Source organism: Sorangium sp. So ce321 (assembly GCF_051530195.1).
Classification (GTDB): domain Bacteria; phylum Myxococcota_A; class Polyangia; order Polyangiales; family Polyangiaceae; genus Sorangium.
The window spans coordinates 6,705,092-6,728,086 of sequence record NZ_CP150329.1 but is presented as its reverse complement, the minus strand read 5'-3'; the positions used below and the strand labels follow the sequence as shown (position 1 = coordinate 6,728,086).

Annotated in this window: 19 protein-coding genes; 11 read left to right on the top strand and 8 right to left on the bottom strand. The window is 72.1% G+C overall.

The genetic code is table 11. From position 1 onward, the window contains the following. The first annotated feature begins 74 nt into the window (after window positions 1-74). Window positions 75-848, top strand: a complete 774-nt coding sequence (locus WME89_RS24855; RefSeq protein WP_438011563.1) for a hypothetical protein — start codon at window positions 75-77, stop codon at window positions 846-848. A gap of 286 nt (window positions 849-1,134) precedes the next feature. Continuing rightward, the gene (locus WME89_RS24850; protein WP_438011562.1) at window positions 1,135-1,905 is read left to right on the top strand and encodes a hypothetical protein; all 771 of its coding nucleotides are present in this window, start codon (window positions 1,135-1,137) and stop codon (window positions 1,903-1,905) included. A 92-nt stretch (window positions 1,906-1,997) separates the two neighbouring features. Here WME89_RS24850 and WME89_RS24845 read toward each other — a convergent pair whose 3' ends face one another. After that, window positions 1,998-2,399: a PEGA domain-containing protein gene (locus tag WME89_RS24845; RefSeq protein ID WP_438011561.1), complete on the bottom strand. Its 402-nt coding sequence runs from the start codon at window positions 2,397-2,399 to the stop codon at window positions 1,998-2,000. A 282-nt stretch (window positions 2,400-2,681) separates the two neighbouring features. On the opposite strand from WME89_RS24845, the gene WME89_RS24840 reads away from it, so the two are divergent. From WME89_RS24840 to WME89_RS24825, 4 genes are all read left to right on the top strand, one after another. Continuing rightward, the gene (locus WME89_RS24840; RefSeq protein WP_438011560.1) at window positions 2,682-3,368 is read left to right on the top strand and encodes a hypothetical protein; all 687 of its coding nucleotides are present in this window, start codon (window positions 2,682-2,684) and stop codon (window positions 3,366-3,368) included. 362 nt (window positions 3,369-3,730) lie between these two features. After that, window positions 3,731-8,851, top strand: a complete 5,121-nt coding sequence (locus WME89_RS24835; RefSeq protein WP_438011559.1) for a protein kinase domain-containing protein — start codon at window positions 3,731-3,733, stop codon at window positions 8,849-8,851. 11 nt (window positions 8,852-8,862) lie between these two features. Continuing rightward, window positions 8,863-9,000, top strand: coding sequence for a hypothetical protein (locus WME89_RS24830; protein WP_438011558.1), 138 nt, complete (start codon window positions 8,863-8,865; stop codon window positions 8,998-9,000). 203 nt (window positions 9,001-9,203) lie between these two features. Beyond that, window positions 9,204-10,652, top strand: coding sequence for an amidohydrolase family protein (locus tag WME89_RS24825; protein ID WP_437663675.1), 1,449 nt, complete (start codon window positions 9,204-9,206; stop codon window positions 10,650-10,652). A gap of 22 nt (window positions 10,653-10,674) precedes the next feature. Here WME89_RS24825 and WME89_RS24820 read toward each other — a convergent pair whose 3' ends face one another. Together WME89_RS24820 and WME89_RS24815 are read right to left on the bottom strand one after the other, a co-directional pair. After that, window positions 10,675-11,058 carry a VOC family protein gene (locus WME89_RS24820; RefSeq protein ID WP_438011557.1) on the bottom strand — a complete coding sequence of 128 codons (384 nt, stop codon included), beginning with the start codon at window positions 11,056-11,058 and terminating at the stop codon, window positions 10,675-10,677. Window positions 11,059-11,566: 508 nt separating this feature from the next. Further along, window positions 11,567-12,265: a fatty acid desaturase gene (locus WME89_RS24815; protein ID WP_438011556.1), complete on the bottom strand. Its 699-nt coding sequence runs from the start codon at window positions 12,263-12,265 to the stop codon at window positions 11,567-11,569. Between the two features lie 327 nt (window positions 12,266-12,592). Here WME89_RS24815 and WME89_RS24810 point away from each other — a divergent pair, with 327 nt between their 5' ends. Continuing rightward, on the top strand, window positions 12,593-13,642 hold the full coding sequence (locus WME89_RS24810; RefSeq protein ID WP_438011555.1) for an SRPBCC family protein: 1,050 nt from the start codon (window positions 12,593-12,595) through the stop codon (window positions 13,640-13,642). Between the two features lie 125 nt (window positions 13,643-13,767). On the opposite strand, the gene WME89_RS24805 is transcribed toward WME89_RS24810, so the two are convergent. Further along, window positions 13,768-14,205 carry a hypothetical protein gene (locus WME89_RS24805; RefSeq protein ID WP_438011554.1) on the bottom strand — a complete coding sequence of 146 codons (438 nt, stop codon included), beginning with the start codon at window positions 14,203-14,205 and terminating at the stop codon, window positions 13,768-13,770. Between the two features lie 235 nt (window positions 14,206-14,440). Here WME89_RS24805 and WME89_RS24800 point away from each other — a divergent pair, with 235 nt between their 5' ends. The 4 genes from WME89_RS24800 to WME89_RS24785 all read left to right on the top strand — a co-directional run bounded on the left by WME89_RS24800 (window position 14,441) and on the right by WME89_RS24785 (window position 17,487). Continuing rightward, on the top strand, window positions 14,441-14,728 hold the full coding sequence (locus WME89_RS24800) for a hypothetical protein (RefSeq protein ID WP_438011553.1): 288 nt from the start codon (window positions 14,441-14,443) through the stop codon (window positions 14,726-14,728). Window positions 14,729-14,733: 5 nt separating this feature from the next. Continuing rightward, window positions 14,734-15,141: an HNH endonuclease gene (locus WME89_RS24795; RefSeq protein WP_438011552.1), complete on the top strand. Its 408-nt coding sequence runs from the start codon at window positions 14,734-14,736 to the stop codon at window positions 15,139-15,141. 53 nt (window positions 15,142-15,194) lie between these two features. Then, complete coding sequence (locus tag WME89_RS24790; protein WP_438011551.1) at window positions 15,195-15,530, top strand: carboxymuconolactone decarboxylase family protein; 336 nt, start codon at window positions 15,195-15,197, stop codon at window positions 15,528-15,530. Between the two features lie 106 nt (window positions 15,531-15,636). Beyond that, entirely contained in the window at window positions 15,637-17,487 is a 1,851-nt protein-coding gene (locus WME89_RS24785; RefSeq protein ID WP_438011550.1) for a M2 family metallopeptidase, read from the top strand. A 120-nt stretch (window positions 17,488-17,607) separates the two neighbouring features. Here the strand turns inward: WME89_RS24785 and WME89_RS24780 are convergent, their stop codons facing one another. The 4 genes from WME89_RS24780 to WME89_RS24765 form a co-directional block, all read right to left on the bottom strand. Continuing rightward, window positions 17,608-17,910, bottom strand: a complete 303-nt coding sequence (locus WME89_RS24780; protein ID WP_437841349.1) for a DUF3817 domain-containing protein — start codon at window positions 17,908-17,910, stop codon at window positions 17,608-17,610. 105 nt (window positions 17,911-18,015) lie between these two features. Beyond that, entirely contained in the window at window positions 18,016-19,266 is a 1,251-nt protein-coding gene (locus WME89_RS24775; protein ID WP_438011549.1) for a ferritin-like domain-containing protein, read from the bottom strand. Window positions 19,267-19,303: 37 nt separating this feature from the next. Beyond that, entirely contained in the window at window positions 19,304-20,593 is a 1,290-nt protein-coding gene (locus WME89_RS24770) for a cytochrome P450 (RefSeq protein ID WP_438011548.1), read from the bottom strand. 69 nt (window positions 20,594-20,662) lie between these two features. Further along, window positions 20,663-22,759, bottom strand: a complete 2,097-nt coding sequence (locus tag WME89_RS24765) for a substrate-binding domain-containing protein (RefSeq protein WP_438011547.1) — start codon at window positions 22,757-22,759, stop codon at window positions 20,663-20,665. Window positions 22,760-22,995 lie beyond the last annotated feature (236 nt).

Sequence of the window (22,995 nt, the reverse complement as noted above, 5' to 3'; positions counted from 1 at the left end):
TCGATGGACGATCACCACAGGAACACCGCAGCGCGCTGCGCGCGGCGGCGCGCTCGCTGGAGGCCCGGGCCCGCGTGCTGCTGAAGCTCGCGCTGGTGGGCGCGTCGGTGCTCGTTTCCTCGCTCGCGGCGCGCCGCTTCGGCCATGCCGTGGGCGGCACGATCGCCGGGCTGCCGATGATCGCGGGCACGATCACGGGCTTCGTGCTGCTGCAGGAGACGCCGGCCCAGGTGAGCGCGATCTCGCTCGCGACGCTGGCGTGCCTGCCGGCCACGGTCGCCCACGTGATCTGCTTTGCCTGGTGCGCGACGCGCTGGCGCTGGGGCGCCGCGCTGGTCGCCGCAAACGGGGTCTTCCTGTCGCTGGGGGCGGCGCTGCTCGCGCTGCGGCTGCCCCCGGCGTGGGCCGCCGCCCTGGCGCTGCTGTCGACGGCCCTGGGCGCGCTGGCCTTGCCGCGCCTGCCCCTGTCCGCCGCCGAGGTGACCATCCCGCGCGTCGAGCTCGCCTGCCGCGTGGTGGCCGCGATGGCCATGGGCTGGCTCGTCATGCGCACCGCCGGCGTCGCGCCCGCAAGCGTGAGCGGCCTTCTGCTCGCCGTCCCGATCACCGGCAACGTCCTGCCGTCGTTCACGTTGCCCCGGTACGGCGCGGCGGCCACCGCGGCGTTGCTCGCGGGCTTCTTGCGCGGCCTGCTCGGCTTCGCCTCGTTCTTCGTCGCCCTGCGCGCGGGCCTCGGGTGGGTGTCCCCGGCGGCCGCGTACGGCCTCGCGTGGCTGGTCGCGCTGCTCGCGGCGCTGGCGCTGCGCAGGGCCAGCGCCGCCGCGGCGGCCAGCCGTGCGACTCGATGATCATCCAGGCTCACACGGCCATCGCAGGCCGGTCGAGCGAGATATCGAATCGAACGGACATCAGAACTTTACGGACGTGTCACCCCCAGCTTCCGCTCCGGAGCTAATAGTAGTGCGTCCGAGGCACATCGCGCCGGCCTGCGGGCGGCGCGTCGATGCTCGTAAACGAAATTACGACGTGGCTGCAGAGCTGTGGGCGTCGAAGGGAACCACGTCTGCTGACGCGGTCTTCGACGCCGAGAAGTCGTGGCGATCCACATTGGGCGCCCAACGCGGGAGAAGTACGGTGTATCAAGTCCTGTCTTACATCGACGAGCGGCAGCAGGGTTATGAGCGTCATCCGTTCTTCACGGAGCTGCTCGACAATCAGCGGCTCTCCGGGAGAGAGCGCCTTGCGTGGGCTCCCTGTGTCATCCCGTTCATCATGGCGTATTCGGACCTCAACAAATATGTCTTCCGGGACGAGTCGAGGGCGAGGCGCGACGATCCGCTGCAGCGGATGCTGAACATCCACACGTACGAGGAAGACTTCCACTGGCAGTGGATGCTCGATGACCTGGACAGGCTCGGCGCGAACCCGAAGCTCAGCCTGTCCGATGCCGCCCGCGTCTTCTGGAGCCCGGAGATGAAGGTGTCGCGGCAGCTCTGCCTCGAGTTCGCTGCCATCGCGTCGAAGACACAGTCCTTCGGCGTCTACGCGATGGTCGAGGCGATAGAGGCCGTATCCGTCACGATATTCAAGCACTGCCGCGGCATCGCGCTCGAGAACGGCGTCGAGTGTGAGTTCTTCGGCACGAAGCACTACATGGCGGAGGCTGGCCACCTCATCAAGTCTGAAGGAATGCCGAAGGCGACGCTGCCGGAGCTCACCGAGGAGCAGCGGTTCGAGGCGAGGGCCGTGGTCGACCGCGTGTTCGCGCTGTTCAACGCCTGGTCCGACTCGCTCATCCAGTACGCCAGGAAGCACTCGACGGCTCCGCTCGCGGCTTACGAGCAGATGATCGACGTGAGCCAGAAGCTACCGCGAGAGATGGTGTTGCCGGAGTACGCGAGCTAGCGGCCGCGCCGCGGGCGGCGTCGGGCAGGGCGGCCGCCCCGCTGCACGCCGGACGAGGAGGGCCGGACGCACGAGGCCGCCTTGCTGCGGCGCTACTTCTTCTCGCCTTGCTTGTCGCCCTTGGCGTCCCCGCCGCCGCTCTCCTGGATGGATGGCGGCGGGTCCGCCTGGACCGTCTTCGCGTCGCCCGGCTCGAGCGTCACCATCATGGTCCGGTTGCCGCGCTCCGGGTCCACGAAGGTCACCTCGTGCGTCCCGGGCGGGACTTTGCGCCCCGTGATCGGCGTCGTCCCGATGGGCTTGCCGTCCAGCAGGATCTCGGTCGGCTGGGCCGAGGTGACGTCGAGCATCGGCGCGTCGTCCAGGGGCGGCTCGGGCTCCGGCTCGGGCTGGGACGCGATCGGGGCGGGCTGCGGAGGCTCCGGCGGGGGCTTCGGGGCCCCGCCGCAGCCGGCGAGAGCGAGGGTGGCGAGGAGGGCGGCGATGCGAAGCATGGGCGGAGGCTAGTCAGGAAACGCGCGCGAGGGAATGCCCAGGCGACGGATCCGCGGGCGTCGGGGCGGGGCGACCGGAGCCCGCTGGCTACAGATGGGCTCTCACATGGGCCTCGCCGCTCGTGATCCCGCCGTTCATCGCCAGATCGCATTCACGTGATCCGTCGCTCATCGTGCTTTTGCCTCCCGGCGCCTCGAAGACACTCTATCCCGAGCCGCGCGCCGCGCCTGCCGCCGGCGAAACGTTGCGCCTCCCGGAGAGCGCGGGTACTGCTGATCGCCATGTCGACCGTGGCGATCGGCGCAACGGGGAGCCAGCGGCCGCGGACGGCGCCGTCCTCGTCGCGGCTCCGGGTGATGGGCGGCCTCGCGGTCATGGCGTTCGTCATCCACGGCGGCAACCACGTGCGGCGGGGCTCGCCGCAGGACCTGCTCTGGATGTGCAACGTCGCGCCGCTGCTCCTCGCGGCCGGCTGCTTCTTCGCGAAGCCCGACCTCGCCGCGATCGCCTTGCTGTGGCTCGCGTTCGGGACCCCCATATGGATGCTCGACATCGCGACGGGGAGCGGGCTCATCCTGACCACGTTCCTGCCGCACGTGCTCTGCCCGATCGTCGCCGTGCTCGCGGTGCGGGAGATGGGGCTCCCGCGGCGCGCCTGGCTCAAGGCGACCGGGGCGCTGCTCGCCCTCGTGGGGCTGACGCGCGCGCTCACGTCCCCGGCCGCGAACGTGAACCTGTCCCACCGCGTCTGGGCGGGCTGGGAGGCGATGTTCCCGCAGTACTACCGTTTCCTCGCCATTGTCGCGGCCGCGGCGGCGCTCACGTTCTTCGCCCTCGATCGCGCGCTGTCGGCGTGGCTCGGGCCCTCGCGCCGGGGCGCCGCGGAAGGTATCGCGAGCTCCACACCCGCGCGCGAGAGTGCGAGTCCACCTTCATCACCCGGATCCATTTCTCGTCGCCTGAGGTGATGAAGGAAACGGTCTCACGGGCCGATGGTGACCCGGCTGGAGACGTGGCTCCCGGCGTTCGCCGCGCTGAAGAACAAGGTGCCGGTCGAGCGCCGACAACATGGCTGTCGCCGCTCCGGCACCCCACCAGCAAGCGATCTCTGCTGTAGAGCTCCGCTGGACAGCCCGTCGAACGCGCCGGATCGCCGTCCTTCCGCTCTCAGCTCAGGGTGGTTCTCGGCCCTACAGAGGGACACGCCGCTCCTGCTGTATTCAGCCTTGTCAGCTTGATCCGTTGATGCGCGTGAGACTATCATCGCCGCGCGACACGCGGCCAGACACGCCTGTCGCGATTCGGGGGGAGCGCAATGTCACGAGCGGAGATGTTTCGCATCGACCGTTATGTCGTCACGGAGCAGATATACGCGGGTACGGGCGCGGTGCTCTACCGCGGTTACCGGGACGACGACGGAGCGCACGTCACGGTCAAGCTGCCGCCGGGCGAGTACCCGGATCCGAGCGACGTCGCCAGGATCCGGCACGAATACGCCATCCTGAAGGACATCGACGTCCCCGGGGTCGCGAGGGCGCTCGACCTGATGAAGCACAGGAACGCGCTCGCGCTCGTGCTGGCCGACGACGGAGGTCGCCCGCTCGTCGACATCATGAAGGAAGGGCGCCTCGACGTCGGCACGGCGCTGCGGCTCGCTATCTCCCTCGCGGGCACGGTCGACGCGCTGCACCGCCGGCGCATCGTCCACAAGGACATCAAGCCGCACAACCTGCTCGTGGACGGCGCGCGCTCTCGCATCACCCTGTTCGACTTCGGGATCGCGACGCGCCTGTCGCAGGAAGTCCAGCTGGCCCCCGTGCCGCAAGCGCTCGAGGGCACCCTCGCGTACATCTCTCCGGAGCAGACAGGGCGGGTGAACCGCGTCATCGACAGCCGGACGGACCTCTACTCGATCGGCGTCACCCTCTACGAGATGCTCGCCGGCGCGCTCCCTTTCTCGTCGAGCGACGCCCTGGAGCTCGTGCACTGCCACATCGCCCGGACGCCCTCGCCGCTCAGCGAGCGCGCTCCGGAGGTGCCGGAGGCGGTCTCGAACATCGTGATGAAGCTCCTGTCGAAGGCCGCCGAGGACCGGTATCAGGGCGCCGGGGCGCTCCGGAGAGATCTCGAGAGGTGCCTCCGCGGCTGGGACGAGGCCGGGGCGGTCACGCCGTTTCCCCTCGGCGAGGCGGATCTCCGCGACAGGGTCCGGCTCCCCCAGCGGCTCCACGAGCGCGAGGCGGAGCTCGCGGCGCTCGCCGCCGCCTTCGAGCGCTCGAGCGACGGCGCGGCCGAGCTCGTCCTCATCCGGGGCGGCGCGGGCGTGGGCAAGTCGGCCCTCGCGAACGAGATCCGCCGGCTGAGCGCCTCGCGACGAGGCTACTTCATCGCCGGGAAGTTCGACCCTCCGCAGGGCCGCAGCGCTCCCTACGCGGCCGTCGCGCGCGCGTTCGGCGATCTCGCCCGGCAGATCCTCGCGCAGCGCGGCGAGGTGTCGGCGCGCATCGCCAGGGATCTCGGCGCCGCGGTCAGCCCCAACGGGCAGGCGCTCACCGAGATCATCCCCGAGCTCGGGCCGCTCCTCGGCGCGCAGCCGGCCATCCCGCCGCTCGGCCCCGCGGAGTCGCAGAACCGCCTGACGCTCGCCCTCCAGGGCGCGCTCCGGGTCGTCGCCACCGCCGATCACCCGCTGGCGCTCTGCCTCGACGACCTCCAGTGGGCAGACGCCGCGTCGCTCAGGCTGCTGGAGGCCCAGCTCACCGACCCGGAGAGCGGTCACCTGCTCGTCATCGGCGCTTACCGCGACGCCGAGGTCGATGACGCCCACCCGCTCGCGCTCGCGCGGCGCGAGGTGGAGCGCCGCGGCGGCGCGGTGGTGGAGCTGGCGCTCGCCCCGCTGTCGCGGGCCGGCGCCGGCCGGTTCGTCGCCGACGCCCTCGGCTGCCCCGCGGCGGAGGCGGCGCCGCTCGCGGAGCTCATCGACGGCCAGGCGCAGGGCAACCCCTTCTTCCTGGGTCAGCTCCTCGCGGCGCTCGAGGCCGAGGGGCTCATCGCCTTCGATCCGCGCGCCGGCCGGCTCGAGTGGGACCTCGATCAGGTGCGCGAGCGGCTGGACACGGGCGACGTGCTCGTCGTCCTGACCCGCAGGTTGAAGCGGCTCACGCCGGAGACGCAGCGCCTCCTCGCGCTCGCCGCGTGCATCGGCGCCGAGTTCTCGCTCGAGCCGCTCGTCGCGATCGGCGACCGCGATCCCCGCGCGCTCGCCGCCGGCGTGTGGGAGGCGCTCTCGGAGGGCCTGCTCATCGCGCTCGACGGGGGCTACAGCGCCCTCGACTCCCTGACCGGGCAGGCCGGAGACGCGGCGCTCCCCGCGGCGCAGGGCCGCTCGTTCGGCTTCGCGCACGAGAGGGTGCACCAGGCCGCGTACGAGCTCCTCGGCGCGGAGGAGCGGCGCGCGGTCCACCTCCGCATCGGCAGGCACCTCCGCGACAAGGCGCCGCCGGACGGCAGCCTGGGCGACGGCGAGCTCTTCGAGCTCGTGCGCCACCTGAACCAGGGCGCGGCGCACCTCGAGGATCCGGCCGAGCGGCTCGCGCTCGCGCGCCTCGACCTCGCCGCCGGCAAGCGGGCCCGCGGCAGGATGGCGAGCGCCGCCGCCGAGGAGATCCTCGCGGCCGGCGCCTCGCTCCTCCCGCCCGGCGGCGCCGCGGGCGATGAGGATCTCGCCTTTGCCCTGCGCCTCCTGTGGGCCGAGTGCGCGTCGCTGAGCGGCAAGGAGGAGCGGGCCGAGCTCCTCTTCGACGACCTCCTCGCGCGCGCGCGGTCGCTGGCCGAGCGCGCGGACATCCACTCGCTGCGCGCCACGCTCCACGTCGGGGCAGGCAAGCCCGCGGAGGCGCTGCGCGCGGGGCTCGCCGGGCTCGCGCACTTCGGCATCGCCGCGCCCGCGGACGACGCCGGGTGGCAGGCGGCGCTCGCCGAGCAGATGGCCCTCGTGGAGACGAACCTCGCGGGCCGCTCGATCGCGAGCGTCGTGGACGCGCCGGAGCTCGCGTCGGCGGACGACAAGGCGCTCCTCCGCCTCCTCATGCACGTCTATGTGCCCGGCTGGGTGGTGAGCACGACCATCGGCTTCTTCGTCCTCACGAAGCTCGTGAACACCTGCCTGGAGCGAGGCCACTCCGAGGTCGCCCCCTTCGCCTATGGCACCTATTCGTTCCTCCTCGCCGGGGCGTACGGCCGGTACCGGCAGAGCTACGAGTTCGGCGAGCTCGCGCTCGCGCTCGCCGAGCGGTTCCCGAGCACCGAGCTCCTCTGCAAGCTCCACCTGAACACGGGCATCCCGCTCATCTTCTCGCGCCCCCTCCGGGCCGCGCTCGCGCGGCTCGGGCGCGCCGTCGAGGCGGGCTTCACGACGGGCGACCTGACGTACCTCTCGTACGCCGTCAACAACGCCCTCTCCATCCGGCTCGGCATGGGCGACGATCTCGGGGCGGTCTTCAAGCAGGCCGGCGAGGACATCAAGCTCACCCAGCGCACGAGGGACGTCATGTCCGAGCGCATGATCCGGCTCACCCGCCAGATGGCGGCGTGCCTGCTCGGCCTGACGAGGGACGAGGGGTCGCTGAGCGACGGCGCGTTCGATGAAGCGCAGGTCCTCGCCGAGGCGGAGTCGAGCGGCGTCAAGGTGCACGTCTACTATCAGCACGTCCTCTGCGGACAGGCGCTGTTCCTGCGCGGGGACCACCGCGCGGCGCTCGAGCACGTGCTCGCGGCCGAGGAGCTCGCCGCTTACGCGTCGGGCCTCTACATCATGACGGAGCTCCCGCTGCTCGCCTGCTTGACGCTGGCGGCGCTCTGCGACGGCGCGAGCTCCGACGACAGGGCGCGCCACGAGGCGATGATCGCGGCCCAGCGCGACAAGCTCGCGTGCTGGGCGGAGGGCTGCCCGGAGAACTTCCGGCACAAGCTCCTCCTCGTGGACGCGGAGCTCGCCCGCGTCCGGGGCGACGACACGGCGGCGACGGACGGGTACGAGGCGGCGCTCGCGGCGGCCCGCGGGAGCGGCATCGGCCGCGACGAGGCGCTCGCGAACGAGCTCGCGGCGAAGTACCACCTCGCGCGGGGGAGGCCGAAGATCGCGCGCGGCTACATGACGGACGCCTATTACGGCTACTTTCAGTGGGGCGCGACGACCAAGGTGCGGTCGATCGCCGCGGACCACCCCGGGCTGCTCATCCGCCCGGCAGCGCCGGCCAGGGCCGACGCCGACCAGAAGATGACGAGCAGCACCGTCACCATCGCCCTCCGCACCTCCAGCTACAGGTCGACGACAGGCCATCCGGACGTGCTCGACCTGGAGATGGTGATGAACGCCGCGCACGCGATCGCCGGCGAGCTCGTGCTCGACCGGGTGCTCGAGCGGATGATGCGGATCATCGCCGAGAGCGCCGGGGCGCAGCGCGGCGTGCTGCTCCTCGACCGCGAGGGGGAGCTCGCCCCGGAGGCGGCGATCTCGTTCGGTCCGGCGGGCGTCGCCGTCGACCGCGCGGCGCCCGCCGCCGCCGCGGTCGACTACAGCCGGGCCATCGTGGATCGCGTCGCGCACGCCGGCCGCACCCTCGTCCTCGACGACGCGTCGACGAGCGCGGCGTTCTCGGACGATCCTCATGTCGCGCGCCAGCGCGTCCGCTCGGTCCTCTGCCTCGCGCTGAAGCACCAGGGCAGGCGCACGGGGGTGCTCTATCTGGAGAACAACGCGGCGTCGTCGGTGTTCACGCCGGCGCGCGTCGAGCTCTCCTCGCTGCTCGCGTGCCAGGCGGCCATCGCCGTGGAGAACGCGCGGCTCTACGCGCACGTGCAGAGCGTGACGGACGAGCTGCGGCGCTCGAACGAGATCCTGGAGAGCAACGTGCAGCGCCGGACCGAGGAGCTCCGGCAGGCGAACGAGCAGCTGACGGTCGAGCTCGCGGAGCGGGGGCGGGCGGAGCAGGCGCGCGTGATCTTGCAGGAAGAGGTCATCCGCGCGCAGCGGGAGCGGCTCGCGGAGCTGTCCACGCCGCTGCTCCCCATCGCCGAGGGCGTCGTGGTGATGCCGCTCATCGGCACGCTCGACGCAGATCGCGCCGCGCAGATGCAGGAGGCGGCGCTCCGTGGCGCGGCGGACGTGAGCGCGAGGACGGTCATCCTGGACATCACCGGCATCCGGACGATCGACACGGCGGTGGCGGGCACGCTGCTCAGGACCACGGCCGCGCTGCGCCTGCTCGGCGCGCAGGCGGTGATCACGGGGGTCCGCGCCGATGTGGCGCAGACGCTGGTGGCGCTCGGCATCGACCTCAGGACGGTGCTCACCTTCGGGACGCTCCGGAGCGGCATCGCGTATGCGCTCACGCGCGCGGGCGGCGGGGGCAAGGCCGCCGCGGTGCCAGCGAGACAAGCCGGGGGCTGAGGGGCGAGCGGGTGCTCATCCGCTCGGTCGTCGGCGACACCGGGCTCGCGGCCCTGCCCGGGGCGCCGACGTCCGCGTCGAGGGAGGCGATCCGGGCGGTCTTGCTGTCCCGAGCGCGGGCCGAGCTGGAGCGCGGCGCATCGAGCTGATGAGCTCGAAGGCGCGGGATATACAGCCTTGCCGAGCAGGCCCGGCCGCGTCACGACGCTTCCATGCGCCCCGTGCTCGCCGCCGTTCGCGCCGCCCGCGCCGGGGGCACTGTATCTCGATCGCGTGGTGTGGGGATGAGCCCGCGTCACGGCGGCGCGCCGCGGTGAACAACGCACGAGCCGTAACCAACAGGAGCCACGGAATGAAGAAGAGCCTACCTGACGACGACCTCCGCCTGCCGGTGAAGCTCGACGCGACGAGCAACGGTGAGTACTGGCCGCGACCGCCGGACGCCGCGCTGCGCGAGGCGCAGCGGAGCGCGATGGAGAGCGCGGCCGAGAACGCGCGGAAGCTCGGGATGAGCCGGCGCGAGTACCTGGCGAGCACGTGCGGCGCCGCGACCGTCTTCCTCGCGCTGAACCAGCTGGGCTGCGCGGGCGGGCGCTACCAGGTCACGAAGCAGTCCACGCTCGACCGCGGCGCCGCGAACGAGGTGCTGACAGGCAAGGAGTTCATCTTCGACGTGCAGACGCACCAGGTGAGCGCGGAGCGCGTCTGGTGGAAGGAGGGGCAGCCGTCGCTCGCGAACTTCCTCAGGACCACGCCGCAGGCGGACTGCGGCGCGCCGGCCTGGGCGCAGTGCTTCACCGATGACGTGCTGATCCGCGAGGTCTTCATGAACAGCGACACCCAGCTCGCGGTGCTGACCGGTCTCTGGGGGGATCCGCTGCCCATGTTCACCGAGGAGGCGGCGCGCACGCGGGAGAAGGTGGCGCAGCTCGGGCGGGATCGGCTGCGCATCCACGGCGTCGTGCAGCCGACCGCCGCGCCCTGGGAGAAGATCGCCGACGACATGCGCAGGCAGGCCGAGACCTTGAAGCTCAGCGCGTGGAAGCTCTACACGGTGTGGGGGCCGACAGGGGAGGGCTGGTGGCTGAACGATGAGGTGGGCCGGAGGACGATCGAGCACGGCATCGCCGTCGGCGTCCCCATCTTCGCCGTGCACAAGGGGCTCCCGCTCTCGGGAATGAACCCGGAGTACACGCGGCCGAAGGACGTGGGACCGGCGGCGCGCGCGTTTCCGAAGGCGACGTTCCTCATCTACCACTCCGGTTACGAGCCGGACCTCACCGAAGGTCCTTATGACCCGAAGGCGACGCGCGGCGTGGACGCGCTGATACGCTCGCTCCAGGAGAACGGCATCGGGCCGGGCGGGAACGTGTACGCCGAGCTCGGCTCGACCTGGCGCGAGGTGATGAAGAAGCCGGACGAGGCGGCGCACGTCGTGGGCAAGCTGCTCAAGCACGTGGGCGAGGACCGGATCCTGTGGGGAACGGACGCCATCTGGTTCGGCTCGCCGCAGGACCAGATCCAGGCGTTCCGGGCCTTCGAGATCACCCCCGAGTTCCAGGAGCGTCACGGCTATCCCGCGCTGACCCGGGAGCGGAAGGCGAAGATCCTCGGCCTCAACGCCGCGCGCGTTTACGGCGTCGACGTCGCTCAGGTGCAGAGAGCTCAGGCCGTCGACGAGGTGAGCCGCGCTCGCGCGGAGTACGCGAACGCGCCGATGCCGTCGTTCCAGACCTACGGCCCGAGGACCCGCCGGGACATGCTGCGGCTGCTCGATTTCACGTGCGGCATGCCGGACTGAGGGCTGGAAGGGACGACGGCGCTCAGCCGCCGCTGCCGTAAGGACGGGTGATGATCTCGAGGTAGTGCCCGTCGGGGTCGGGGAAATACACGCCGCGCCCGCCGTCATGGTGGTTGATCTCGCCGGGGTGTTGCCCCTGTGGATCGGCCCAGTACGGCAGCTGGCGCTCGCGGATCCGACCGAAGATCTCGTCGAACTCGGCCTCGCTGACGAGGAAGGCGAAGTGCTGGGGGCGGAGCTCCTCGGGGCTCTCCATGAAGTCGAGCGTGACGTCGTTGTCGAGCCGCACCGCCAGGAAATGTCCGAACGGCTCCGGGGCGGGGAGGCCCAGGATCTCGGTCATGAAGGTGGCGGACACCTTCTTGTTCTTCGCCGGAACGATGGTGTGGTTGAGCTTGACGGTCATGAGCGCGCCCCCCTTCCATGGATCCTGCGCAGCCCCTCTGGCCGCCGCGGGGAGGCCACGATCTCGAGCTTTGGCCTGGTGTCGTTCATCTCTGTATCCTCCGTCCGAGCCGAGCCGAGCCCCGCCGAGCGAGCCGCTTCACGAGGTCCGCCGCGCGTGCCCACCCGGGATCAGGGCGAGGGTGCCACGGCGGACTCATGCGAGCAACCGCGCGCCGGCCGCGGCGCCTCGTGGAACTTTCCGCCATCGGATACACCACCATCGCTGTGCTCGCGATCAACCACCCTGACGCGGTCGCGATCCGAGGCATCCCCTCGAATTCTTCGGAAGATTCACAGGGAGGCGGGGAGACGGGGAGAAAATCTTCAAAATACTCCCTGTCTCCCCGCCTCCCTGTTCAATTTCTCTCTGAAAATGGCTGCAAATGAGGCGATTCCTCGGGGGCGCCCTGCGAGCGTTGCTCATCGAAGAAGGGGTGTCCAACGAGGGATCCCTCGCGGCCGCCGTCTCACCTGCGGTCGGGGGTCGGGAGGGCGAGGCGGCTGCAGGGGAGGCCGGGGATGCGGTGGTGGCGCTCGTGGTAGCCGAGGCTGAGCGCGATGGGCGAGCGGGTGAAGGCGAGCCGGCGGGCGGCGGCCAGCATCCAGGCCGGGGCGTTGTGCGGGATGTACGCGGCCCACACGGCCATGGTGAGCTGGAGGGCCGCCGCGGCGCCTGCGACGGCGAGGAGCGCAGGCCGCCGCGACGCGAGCAGGAGCGCGAGCGACGCGAGGTTGAGCGCGGCCTCGGCGAGCTGGCAGCGGCGGCCGGAGGGGCCGGCGGCGCGGAACGCCTCGGCGCGGAGGGCGACGGCGGCGAGGGGGGCGCCGAGGAGCGCCCGCAGGAGCGGCAGGCGCGCGGGGGCACCCTCGATGTCGTCGGGCGCGAGCGGGCGGGCGTGATGGCGCAGGTGCATGATGCGCAGGGCGTGGCCGCTCATGAGCATCAGCGCGGCCGAGAGGGTGAGCGCGATCTCGTTCGCCCGGCGCGGCAGGCGGAGGGCGCCATGGGCGACGTCGTGCATCAGGGCGAAGGCGGCGAAGAAGAGCGCGCCGCCCGCGGCCGCGGCGAGCGCCGCGCTGTCGATGCGCGAAGCGAGGGCGACGCCGGTGGCGCAGAGGCTGATGCGGGCGACGTGCAGGGCGAGATCGCCGACGCGGGGTTTCATGGCGCGCTGTGATTGCGATCGCCGTGCCAGCGAGCGCGGGCCGGCGCGGCGTGACCGGCGCGGGCCGCTCAAGGCGCGCCCGGCGGCACGCCAGAGCGCAGGCACGCCCTCCGCTGTCTGCGCGGACGACGAGCCGGGTGTCCACGGCGTGGACAGCCACGAAAGCGCGTGGACAGCGCGCGGCCGACGCGCGCGCTCAGAGGCAGCGGATCGGGGCGCGAAGCGCGGCTGCTCGGGTTGGTGAGCGGCTTGCAAACGCCGAACGCGGGAACAAGGGCGGGCGACCCCGCTCGGTTCGGGTCCTTCGGGCCCAGGGATGGATGCACCATGGCCACCGCGTCACTTCTCCTCGCCGCAATCAGCCTCCTCGGCGCGTTCGATATCGCCTACTTCCACTGGTACCGGTGCCGCCTCGCGGACCGCGCCGAGTCGCGCGTCGAGGGGTGGCTCCACGTGGCGCGCGGGTTCATCTATGCGCTCCAGCTCGCGCTCGTGCCCAACGTCCAGCTCCACGGCGCCTTCTACGCCGGCTTCGTGGCGCTCTTCGTCGCCGATATCGGCGTCGCGATGGCCGATGTCGCCGTCGAGCCGGCGTCGCGGCGCAGCCAGGGAGGCCTGCCCGGCGGTGAGTACCTGATGCACATCGTGCTGAGCGTACTCGTCGGCGCCTACCTGCACGCGATCGCGGTGGACTCGCTGGCGTGGTGGCACCTGCCCTCCGCGGTCGTGTACGCGCCCGCGGGCGTCCCGGGCTGGCTTCGCGGGCTGCTCGGGCTGATGGGCGCGGGGGCGGCGCTCGTCGCGGCGGTGGAGGGGCTCGCGCTCGTCGAGCGGCGCCTGCCCCGGCCTGCCCCGATCCACGTCCGCGTCCGGCTCCGCACCACCGTCGAGCGGCTCTGGGAGGTCACGCAGGATCACCGGCTCCACCCGAGCTGGGACCATCGGTTCAGCAGGATCTTCATGCTCGGGGAGGTCATCCAGACCGGGACCGCGATGCGCTACGAGAAGGATCTGCTCGGATTGACCATCCGCGGCGGCGGGCGATACAAGCTCCACCGGCCTTGTCAGCAGTCCACGTTCGAGTTCTGGTCGGAGGATCCGCGGTCGCTGATCCGCCGCGGGGTCGGGCTCTGGCTGTACCGGCCTGCGGCGGATGGGTCCGTGGAGTTCTCGACGTCGTACACATACGAGGTGCGCTGGGGGGCGCTCGGGCGGTGGATCGATCGGGCGTTGTTCCGGCCGCTGTTTCAGCGCGAGACAGAGCGGAGCTTCCGGCGGCTCGCGGAGCGGTATTTCCCCGCCGGGGCGTCGGGGGTCGCGGGGGCGCGCGGGCGGAAGCCGGTGCGCTTCATCGACGGAGACTGTCTGGTCAGCTGACGTGCACGCGGGCTGCGGGCGAGCGGTCCACCGCGACAAGGAGCAGCGCGCGCACGCCGCCTCGTGCGGTGGGGGCGCCGCGCCCCGTCCGACGTGGCGTGCGGACATGACGCAGGCCCGTCATCTCATGAGCGATCGCCTCGAAGCCGCGCGCCGGCCCAGGCGCACGGCAGCGCGATCGCGATGTTCGCGAGCGAGTACCAGGCGGGGCCAAACTCCCACATCATGATGGCGCCGAGGGTGGCGAGGGCGACGCCGACGAAGCCGAGCGCGAGCGCGTGGCGCATCGGGCGAGATGGCGCGAGCCGGGCCGCGACGTAGCAACCCGCGGCGTTGAAGGGGATGCGGTAGGCGAGCGCGAGCACGAACAGCGAGTCGGCCATCCGCTCGCCGTGCGGCGGGAAGACCCCGGAGGCGTGGAGCGCGAGGTCGACGGCCGTGGTGATGAGGAAGGTCGAGAGGAGGCCGCCGAGCACGGCGCCGACGCTGCGGAGCGCGCTCCGGGTCGGGGCGGCCTCGGTCGTGGCGATGAGCGTTCCTTGATGGGCTTCGATGGTGTTCATGGTGTCCTCGTCCGCGCGATGTCACGCCGTCCTCGGCGCTACACAGGGACGTCGGAGCCGCCGGCGCTTCCTCGACATCGGCGGCGAAGATTTTCGGAGCGACCCGCACCGGCCGGCGATCCGACCCAGGTCGATGTCGCGCCGGCTCGGCGGCCGGACGGACCCGGTGCCGGACGACATCCGGGGGGCGCCAGGCGATCGCCACGCGGATGCCGCGGTGTGCTACCATCTCCCCATGGACTCACCGCGATCGGCCGCAGGACAGGAGAGCGCCATCCTCGGCCGCCTCATCCGCCCCGAGCGGGACGACCTCTCCCCGGAAGCTGCCCGGTCGATCCTGCAGCTGGCCTTCGACGAGCAGGATCGCGCGCGGATGCACGAGCTCGCTTTGAAGGCGCAGCTCGGCGAGCTCACTGCCGAGGAGCAGGCCGAGATCGAGAGTTATCGCCGCATTGGACGGCTCGTCGATCTCATGCACTCGAAGGCGCGGCGATCGCTGAAGCGGGCCGGCGTCGCTGCTTAGACTGGATGGACACCTCGCTGGTGGCGCTGGTCATCCAGCGCGCAAAAGCCGTCTGCGAGTACTGTCAGCTCCCACAGCCCCTCTCGTCGATCCCTTTCGAGATCGATCACATCATAGCGCAGAAGCACGGCGGCGTGACTGTTCCGGAGAACCTCGGGTTTGCGTGCTTCTACTGTAACAGCTACAAGGGCCCGAACATCGCCGGGATCGATCCAGCGTCTGGGCGGATCGTGCGCCTCTATCACCCGCGCAAAGACCGGTGGAGCAAGCATTCCCGCTGGGATGGACCGCTCCTCGTGGGCAGTTCCGCCATCGGACGAGCCACCATTGCTGTGCTTGCGATCAACCACCCCGACGCGGTCGCGCTACGAGCGTCACTCATCGAGGAAGGGGTGTTCCCGCGGACGGCGTGAGCGCTTCGGCAATCAAGAGCAAGAGGAGAAAGGACCACCCGACCCAGCCACGGATGAAGAACCCCGCCGTGATCATTCCCGAGGCCATGCCGGCCATCCTCGAGGTGCTCAAGGCCACGAAGAAGGGCGGCGTACCGCAGGCCACGCTCGAGCTTGTGCACCTGCGCGTGAGCCAGATCAACGGCTGCAGCTACTGCGTCGACGGGGGCGTGCCGCGCCGGAGAACACCTGTCCTCCGTGATGCTGCCCAGGCTCCGTGTCGTCTGTTTCCGGCGCGCGCACGGAGATCGCGAAATGGACGGGGATCTTCGCGCGGTGACGCGGACTCGGACGCGCGCGAGCCCCGCCTCGCCGCCATGAGGGTTGCTCGAGCCGGCGAGCGGCCTTAGACGCCGATCAGGATCGCGGCGCCGAGGCGCACCCCACGATGTATCGATATCGGGGTGGAAGGACGGCTCCACGCCGGAGATGGCCGCGACCGAGGAGCAGCTGGAAATGATGCGCATGGTTCCGGTGTTCGCCATCGCCTTGCCTTGCGGCGCGCTCGCGCTCACGGCGGCCTGCTCCGATCCCGCTCCTCCGGTGTCGCCCGGGACGCCGCGGCCCGATTCGCCGCCGACGCCGACGGCAGACGAGGCGGCGCGGTTCGTCGACGCAGCGGAGTCGGAGCTCCACCGGCTCAGCACCGACAACAACCGTGCGGCGTGGGTCGCGTCGACGTACATCACGGAAGACACCCAGAGCCTCGCGGCCGCGGCGAGCGCGAAGCTGCTCGGGGCGCAGGCCGACCTCGCCAAGCGGGCGGACCGGTACCGCGGCCTCGATCTGCCCCGTGACGTCCGCCGGCGGCTCGATCTCCTGCGCACCTCCCTCACGCTCTACGCCCCCGCCGACCCGGCGAGGACCCAGGAGCTCACGACCATCGCGTCGAGGCTGGAGGCGATGTACGGGGCGGGCAAGTACTGCCCCGCGGGCGGCCAGTGCCTCGATCTCGAGCAGCTCGGCAGGATCATGGCCACGAGCCGCGATCCCGAGGAGCTGAAGCGGGCGTGGGTCGGCTGGCGCACGGTGTCCGCGCCCATGCGCGGCGACTTCGCGCGGCTCGTGGAGCTGGCGAACGAGGGCGCCCGCGAGCTCGGGTTCAAGGACACCGGCGACGCCTGGCGCTCCAAGTACGACATGCCGCCGGGCGCGCTGCCGCGCGAGGTCGATCGCCTCTGGGGGCAGGCCAGGCCGCTCTACGACGCGCTCCATTGCTACGTGCGCGGCCGGCTCGCCGCGACCTACGGCGAGGACGTCGTGCCCGGCGCGCGCCCGATCCGGGCCGACCTGCTCGGCGATATGTGGGCGCAGGACTGGAGCAACATCCGCGATGTCGTCGCGCCCCAGGGGGCGGCGCCGATTTACGATCTCGACGCGGCGCTCCGCGCAAAGGGGCTCACGCCGATCGAGATGGTGAGGACGGGCGAGCGCTTCTTCGTCTCGCTCGGGTTCGACCCGCTCCCGGCCACCTTCTGGGAGCGGTCGCTCTTCGTCAAGCCGGCGGATCGCGACGTCGTGTGTCACGCGAGCGCATGGAACATCGATGACGAGGAGGATCTGCGCATCAAGATGTGCATCGACATCACGGCTGACGATTTCTATACGATCCACCACGAGCTCGGACACAGCTTCTACCAGCGGGAGTACAACGCCCTGCCGTGGCTGTACCGCGACAGCCCCAATCCCGCGTTTCACGAGGCCCTCGGCGACACGATCGGGCTGTCGGTCACGCCGGAGTATCTCCAGCGGATCGGGCTCGTGGCCGAGCCGCCCCCTGCGTCGAGCGACATCTCGCTCCTCCTCAACGAGGCGCTCGGCAAGGTGGCCTTCCTGCCGTTCGCGGTCCTTGTCGACCGGTGGCGCTGGGGGGTCTTCTCGGGGGAGATCTCGCCGCCGGACTACAACCGGGCGTGGTGGGAGCTCCGGACGAGGTACCAGGGAGTCACGCCGCCGGTGCCCCGCTCCGAGGCGGACTTCGACCCGGGCGCGAAGTACCATATCGCGGCGAGCGTGCCCTATATCCGGTACTTCTTCGCTCACATCCTCCAGTTCCAGCTCCACCGCGCGCTCTGCGACGCGGCGGGGTACAAGGGGCCTCTCCACCGCTGCACGATCTACGGCAGCGGGGCGGCCGGCGAGCGGCTCCGGCAGATGATGGCGATGGGGCGGAGCCGCCCGTGGCCGGAGGTGCTCGAGGCGGTGACCGGATCACGGCAGATGGACGCGGCGGCGATGCTCGACTACTTCGCGCCGCTCAAGGACTGGCTCGACCGGCAGAACCGCGGCAGGACGTGCGGCTGGTAGAGGGAAGGGCGCTGACGCGGGCGCCGCCGCCCGCGCCGTGCTTTCCGGCGGGAGCGCCTCGCATCCCCGGCGCTGGGCGGCGGCTCCGGGGCGGGCGGTGACCGAGGCGTGCCCGCCCGCCTACGGCGTTGGGGTCGTCGCGATCTCGCGCTGCAGCGAGCGATCGAAGACAAACGTCCCGAAGGGGACGACCGACGACACGAAGGCGAGCGACGCGCGGCCGAGGGACCACCGGCGCGCGACGGCGGCGCGAAGGAGCGCGGCGAGGAACAGCACGAAGAGGAGGCCGTGGGCGCTGCCGACCACGCGGACGGCGAGCGGCAGGCCGGCGAGGTACTTGAGCGGCATCGCGATGAAGAGCAGGAGGAGGTAGGACAGGCCCTCGAGGATCGCGACGAGGCGGAGCTGGCGAAGCGCGGTCATGAGGGGAAGGTAGGCCAGGCGGCGAGAAAACTCATGTGCGCCGTCTCACCCCCTCGCGCGGGCGGCGCCGGGGGACCGAGCACGCCGGCGGCGCCGGGGGGCCGATCACGCGGGCGACGCCGGGGGGCCGATCACGCGGCCGGCGCCGGCCGCGGGGGCGGGGAGCGGCGCGGACAGCAGCGCCTGCGCGCACGGCGCGATCACCTCGCGCACTGCCTCCAGGTGGCAGCGCGCCCGCTCCGCCTCGGTGAGCCGGCCGTGGTCGCGCCACGCGGCGGCGTCGATCCCGGCGCGCTCCGGGCCGCGCGCGGCGAGCACGTCCGCGAGCGCCTCGTCGAAGGCGCGCGCCACGGCCGCGCGCACCGGCTCGCCGCCGCGCGCGACGGCCCATCGTACGAAGGCCCATGCGAGCTCGGCGTGGGCGGCCTCGTCGGCGGCGATCCTGTCCAGGGCGCGGCGCGCCCCCGGATCGCGCGCGCGGTCCCGCTGCGCGCTCGCCAGCAGCGCGGCCAGCGTCTCGCCCACGCAGCCCTCGCGCACCGCGCTGACCGCGGCGCTGGCGAGCGTCGGCGCGTCGAGCGCGCCGTCCATGGCGAGCGGCCCCGGGCCGAGCGACCGGCCGGCGTAGCGGCTCGCCAGCGTGAAGCAGGCCCGGGCGTGCTGCAGCTCGTCCGAGAGGGCGCGGTGCGCGGCGTCGATCAGGGCCGGCGGCGCGCCGAGGGCGAGCAGGTCGAGGGCGAAGCGCGCGAAGGAAGCGATCGACGCGTGCTCGAGGCGCGCGTCGGCGAGCCACGCCTCGGCGAGGGCGGCGCGCGTCGCGGGGTCGAGCCCGAGCGCCTCGTCCGCCGCGGCGTCGAGCACCCAGTCGGCCCGCGCCTCGACGCCGGCGAGTCGCGGCTCACCGCCCACGAGGAACGGCCGGCCGCACGCGCCGATGCCCGGGTCGTTCGTGTCGTAGCAGCACTGGCCGTCCTCCAGCCTGCCGTTCTCGTAAACCACGCAGGACACGGGGTTCGGGTGGTACTGGCTCGGGCAGGTCTCGGCGCTTCCCCCCGCGCCGCCGGCCCCGCCAGCGCCCCCGCCGCCGGCGCTGCTGGCGCTCGCCCGGACCTCTTCCGGCGAGAAGCACCTCGTCTCCGAGGAGGTGCCTTGGCCGCCGGCGCCGCCCTGACCGCCAGCGCCGCCTTCACCGGCGGAGCCGCCCTCGCCGCCGGTGCCTCCCGTGCCGCCGGCCCCGCCCGGGCGTTCATACACCACGGTAGAGGTGTAGTCCGGGCAGCCGAGCGCCAGCGACAGGCTCGTGAACATGCCGGTTCCGACGATCTGCATGATGCGCGCGCGCAGCTCTCTGCTCATGTGATCTGCCTCCCTGCGATGTGCCGTCTCCGGCCCCTCAGCGTCCGTCGAGCGTCACGGGCATGGCCGCGGGCTTGCGGAAGAACATGCTCGGCGCGTAGCTCGGGCGCCCCTCGCCAGCCAGCCGCAGGCCAGGGAACGCCGCGCGCAGCGCCTGCACGGCGCACCTCACCTCGATGCGCGCGAGGGGCGCGCCGATGCAGGTGTGCACCCCCCAGCCGAAGCCGAGGTGCCGCACGCGCGGGTTGACCGGGCGATCCACGTCGAACCGCTGTGGGTCCGGGAAGACCGTGGGGTCGTGGTTGGCGGCGCCGAAGAACGCGAACGCCGTGGCGCCGGCGGGGATCTCGACGCCGCCCACCACGGCGGGCGCCTTCGCGCGTCGCGGCTCCATCTGCACCGGCGCGTCGATCCGGAGCGTCTCCTCGATGGCCGCCTGGAGCAGCGCCGCGTCGCTGCCGATGGCGTCCCAGAGCGCGGGCGCCTCGAGCAGGCGGAGCACGAGCGAGCCGATGAGGCTCGCCACGGTCTCGTAGCCAGCGAAGAACATGACGATGAGATGAGAGATCATCTCTTCAACCGACAGCGGCGCCTCGCCGTCGACGCGGGCGCGGATCAGGGCGGTGATCAGGTCGTCGGCTGGCTCCGCGCGGCGCCGCTCGATGAGGTCGGCCAGGTAGCGCTCGTAGGAGACGAACCTCCGCGCCGCCTCGACCTTTCGCGCCGTGTCGACCCCCGGCTCGTACAGCTTGAACCGCTCGTCCTGGCAGGCCCTGAGCAGGGGCGCGTCCTCGATCGGTATCCCGACCAGGGCGGCGATGATCTGCAACGGGAGCGGGAAGGCGAGCGCTTGCATCAGATCCACCGGGCCGCCGCCCGGGGCCATCGCGCGCACGAGCGCGTCCGCCGTGGCGGCGATCGTGGGCTCGAGGGAGGCGACCCGCGCGGGCGTGAACGCCCTGGAGAACAGCGCCCGCGCGCGCGTGTGTCCGGGAGGGTCGTTGTTGAAGAGCGCAGGCGGCATCTCGTAGACCCCGCGCCGGAGCTCGGCGGCCACCTCCTCCGGGAGATCCGGCGGCAGATCGAGGATGTGCGCCGAGGAGAACACGACCGGATCGCGGAGCACCTGGGACACCTCGGCGTGGCCGGTGACCAGGTAGGCGGAGAACGCCTCGCTGTAGGCGACCGGCGCCTCCCGGTGGGCCGTCTGATAGAGCGCGCGGGCGGGGCTGTCCGCGTAGGCCGGCGAGAATGGCTCGAACAGCGCGCCGACCCGGCGCAAGCTGTCGGCGACCGGCGCCCCACGACCCGTTTGCTCTTCAAGCATGGATCCCGAGCGTACCTGGTCCGGTGATCGAGGGAAAGGCGGGAGGACTGGGCGCCAGAGCGACCGGGGCTATCTCGTCAGCTGCCGGACCGCGGCGGCCAGCGACTGGAAGATCGATATCCCGCGCAGCTCGATCCCGAGCTCGACCATGCTCTGCGCCATCGCGGGTCCCACGCCGACGAGGCTCACGCGCGCCCCGAGCAGCCGGGTCGCCTGCGCCGTCTGCACCAGCGCCGACGCGGTCTCCGCGTCGACCAGCGGCACGCCGGTCACGTCGAGCAGCACCCACCGGGCGCCCTCCCGCGCGACGCCCGAGAGCACGGCCTCCAGGATCTGCTGCGCTCGCGCCGCGTCGATGGCGCCGATGAGCGAGATGAGCAGCACGCCGGGCAAGAGCGGGATGACGGGACACCCGAGCTCCCGCACCGTGCTCGACAGCGCCCGCTCGCGCTCGTAGGCGGCGGCCAGCATGTCGCGCTCCGTGTGCAGCGCGGCCTCGAGCTCGTAGCGCTCGAACGCCGCCGCGAGCAGCGCCGTCCACATGCCCAGCGGCTGCAGGTTGTCCGCGAAGCTCTCGGTGTGCAGCCCGCCGACGGCCAGCGTCCCCCAGTCGCGCCGCGCGTTCACGATCGGGAGCAGCACGAGGTAACCGCTCGGCTCGTCCGGCGCCGCGGCGTCGATCAGCTCGGGCGGCGGAAACACGTCGGCCGGCGCTCGCCGCCGCACGAGCGCCTCCAGCCCCGGCTCGCGGGCGCGCAGGCTGTCGATGATGAGCTCGGGCCCGCCCGGGCCCGGATCGTCCGCCCACAGCGCCACGCACGCCACGCGCATGGTCGTATGGCGCAGCCACCCCAGGCGATCGTCGCGCCACGTCTGCTTCGACGCGAGCAGCATGCTCGTCTCCATGCTGGTGCGGACCAGCCGCTCGAGGCTCTCCACGCTGCGGCGCTCCCACGCCGCGAGCGCCCGCTGCTGCGCGAGGTGCATCCGGTCGAGGAAGATCTCCACCCGGCGCGCCGCGTCCGGCTCCTTCGCGCCGGCGAGCTGCCGCGCGGCGGTCCGCTCGACCTGCTTCACCACCGCGCGGAGGACCTCGATCCGGTCGTTGTACGCGACCGCGGCGCCGAAGGCGCGCTCGAGCTCCTGCGCGTCCGGCAGCGCCGCCCCGGTCAGCGCCGCGTCGAGGCCCCGCACGACCACCTCGACCTCGGGCCAGACCCGGGGCGCCTGGTCGAGGGGCGAAGGCGTCCCCCCGGCGAGCAGGACGTTCAGCTGCCGGGACACGTCTCCGTGCCAGTCGACCGCCGGCCCGGCCGGCTCCGGCGCGTTCAGCGCGGCCTCCCACGCGGCGCCGACGCCGCACGAGCGCCGCAGCACCAGCTCTGCGGGGACGCGGGTCACCATCTGCTCCGGGGAGCGGCCCTCGATCATCTCGACGAGCCGCTGCACGGACGTGCTCCCGAGGAGCTCGGGGTTCTGCCGCATCGTGGTCAGCGGCGGGTCGAAGTGCTGGGCCGCGGTGATGTCGTCGAACCCCACGACGGCGATGTCCTCGGGCACGCGGTAGCCGCGCGCCCGGATCGCGTTGATGGCGCCCATCGCCATCTCGTCGTTGCCCGCCACGATCGCGTCGCAGAACCTGCCGTCGCGATCGAGGAGCGCCCCGAGCCGCTGCTCCGTGTACGTGATCGAGCACTGGTCGAAGCTCGAGAGCAGGTTGAGATCCGTCGCGAGCCCGCGCGCGCTCAGCGCCTCCTCGAACGACCTGGCCCGCTCGATGAAGTCATCCGAGCTCGACAGGCCGATGTAGGCGAGCCGACGGCGCCCGAGGCCGACGAGGTGCTCGACGAGCCGGTGGATCGAGTCGCGGTTCTCGGCCCGGACCACCGGATAGCGCGCGCCGAGCGAAGGCGTGCAGAAGAGCACGGCCGGCGTCGCGTCGGAGAGGAGCTCCTCCAGGCCGTCGCACGTGTACATCGCGACCCACCCGGCCACGCGGCGGATCCCCAGCCCGCGTCGCGCGACGCTCCGGGGCGACCCCTGGAGGATGACGATCCGGTAACCGCGCTCCCGCGCCGCGCGGTGCATGCCGGCGAGCGCCGCGGAGTTGAAGGAATTGTCAATGTAGACCGCCGCGACCCCGATGACGTCCGATGTGTTTCGCATTACGTGCTCGACCCTCGCGCTGGCCGTGTCCCGACTCTATCGGACGCGCCCGACCTCGTCTCCGCTGGCGTGCCCGGTGGACCCCCGCGCGATCGGCGGTGCCACTGCGAGCGCCGGAGGCTGAGCGCGACCGTCGCGACCGTCCAGCCGTCGAGGAGGGTGAGCCCGCTTGCGAGCTGGCGGGGATCGGCGGCGCAGCGCGGTCGGCTCGTCGAGCAAGAGCAGCCCGTGCTCGT

Coding starts and splice junctions, on each gene's coding strand:
- WME89_RS24845 (WP_438011561.1), bottom strand. CDS start 2,399: ATGCTTCGCATCGCCGCCCTCCTCGCCACCCTCGCTCTCGCCGGCTGC.
- WME89_RS24840 (WP_438011560.1), top strand. CDS start 2,682: ATGTCGACCGTGGCGATCGGCGCAACGGGGAGCCAGCGGCCGCGGACG.
- WME89_RS24835 (WP_438011559.1), top strand. CDS start 3,731: ATGTTTCGCATCGACCGTTATGTCGTCACGGAGCAGATATACGCGGGT.
- WME89_RS24825 (WP_437663675.1), top strand. CDS start 9,204: ATGAAGAAGAGCCTACCTGACGACGACCTCCGCCTGCCGGTGAAGCTC.
- WME89_RS24820 (WP_438011557.1), bottom strand. CDS start 11,058: ATGACCGTCAAGCTCAACCACACCATCGTTCCGGCGAAGAACAAGAAG.
- WME89_RS24815 (WP_438011556.1), bottom strand. CDS start 12,265: ATGAAACCCCGCGTCGGCGATCTCGCCCTGCACGTCGCCCGCATCAGC.
- WME89_RS24810 (WP_438011555.1), top strand. CDS start 12,593: ATGGCCACCGCGTCACTTCTCCTCGCCGCAATCAGCCTCCTCGGCGCG.
- WME89_RS24805 (WP_438011554.1), bottom strand. CDS start 14,205: ATGAACACCATCGAAGCCCATCAAGGAACGCTCATCGCCACGACCGAG.
- WME89_RS24800 (WP_438011553.1), top strand. CDS start 14,441: ATGGACTCACCGCGATCGGCCGCAGGACAGGAGAGCGCCATCCTCGGC.
- WME89_RS24795 (WP_438011552.1), top strand. CDS start 14,734: ATGGACACCTCGCTGGTGGCGCTGGTCATCCAGCGCGCAAAAGCCGTC.
- WME89_RS24790 (WP_438011551.1), top strand. CDS start 15,195: ATGAAGAACCCCGCCGTGATCATTCCCGAGGCCATGCCGGCCATCCTC.
- WME89_RS24785 (WP_438011550.1), top strand. CDS start 15,637: ATGATGCGCATGGTTCCGGTGTTCGCCATCGCCTTGCCTTGCGGCGCG.
- WME89_RS24780 (WP_437841349.1), bottom strand. CDS start 17,910: ATGACCGCGCTTCGCCAGCTCCGCCTCGTCGCGATCCTCGAGGGCCTG.
- WME89_RS24775 (WP_438011549.1), bottom strand. CDS start 19,266: ATGAGCAGAGAGCTGCGCGCGCGCATCATGCAGATCGTCGGAACCGGC.
- WME89_RS24770 (WP_438011548.1), bottom strand. CDS start 20,593: ATGCTTGAAGAGCAAACGGGTCGTGGGGCGCCGGTCGCCGACAGCTTG.
- WME89_RS24765 (WP_438011547.1), bottom strand. CDS start 22,759: ATGCGAAACACATCGGACGTCATCGGGGTCGCGGCGGTCTACATTGAC.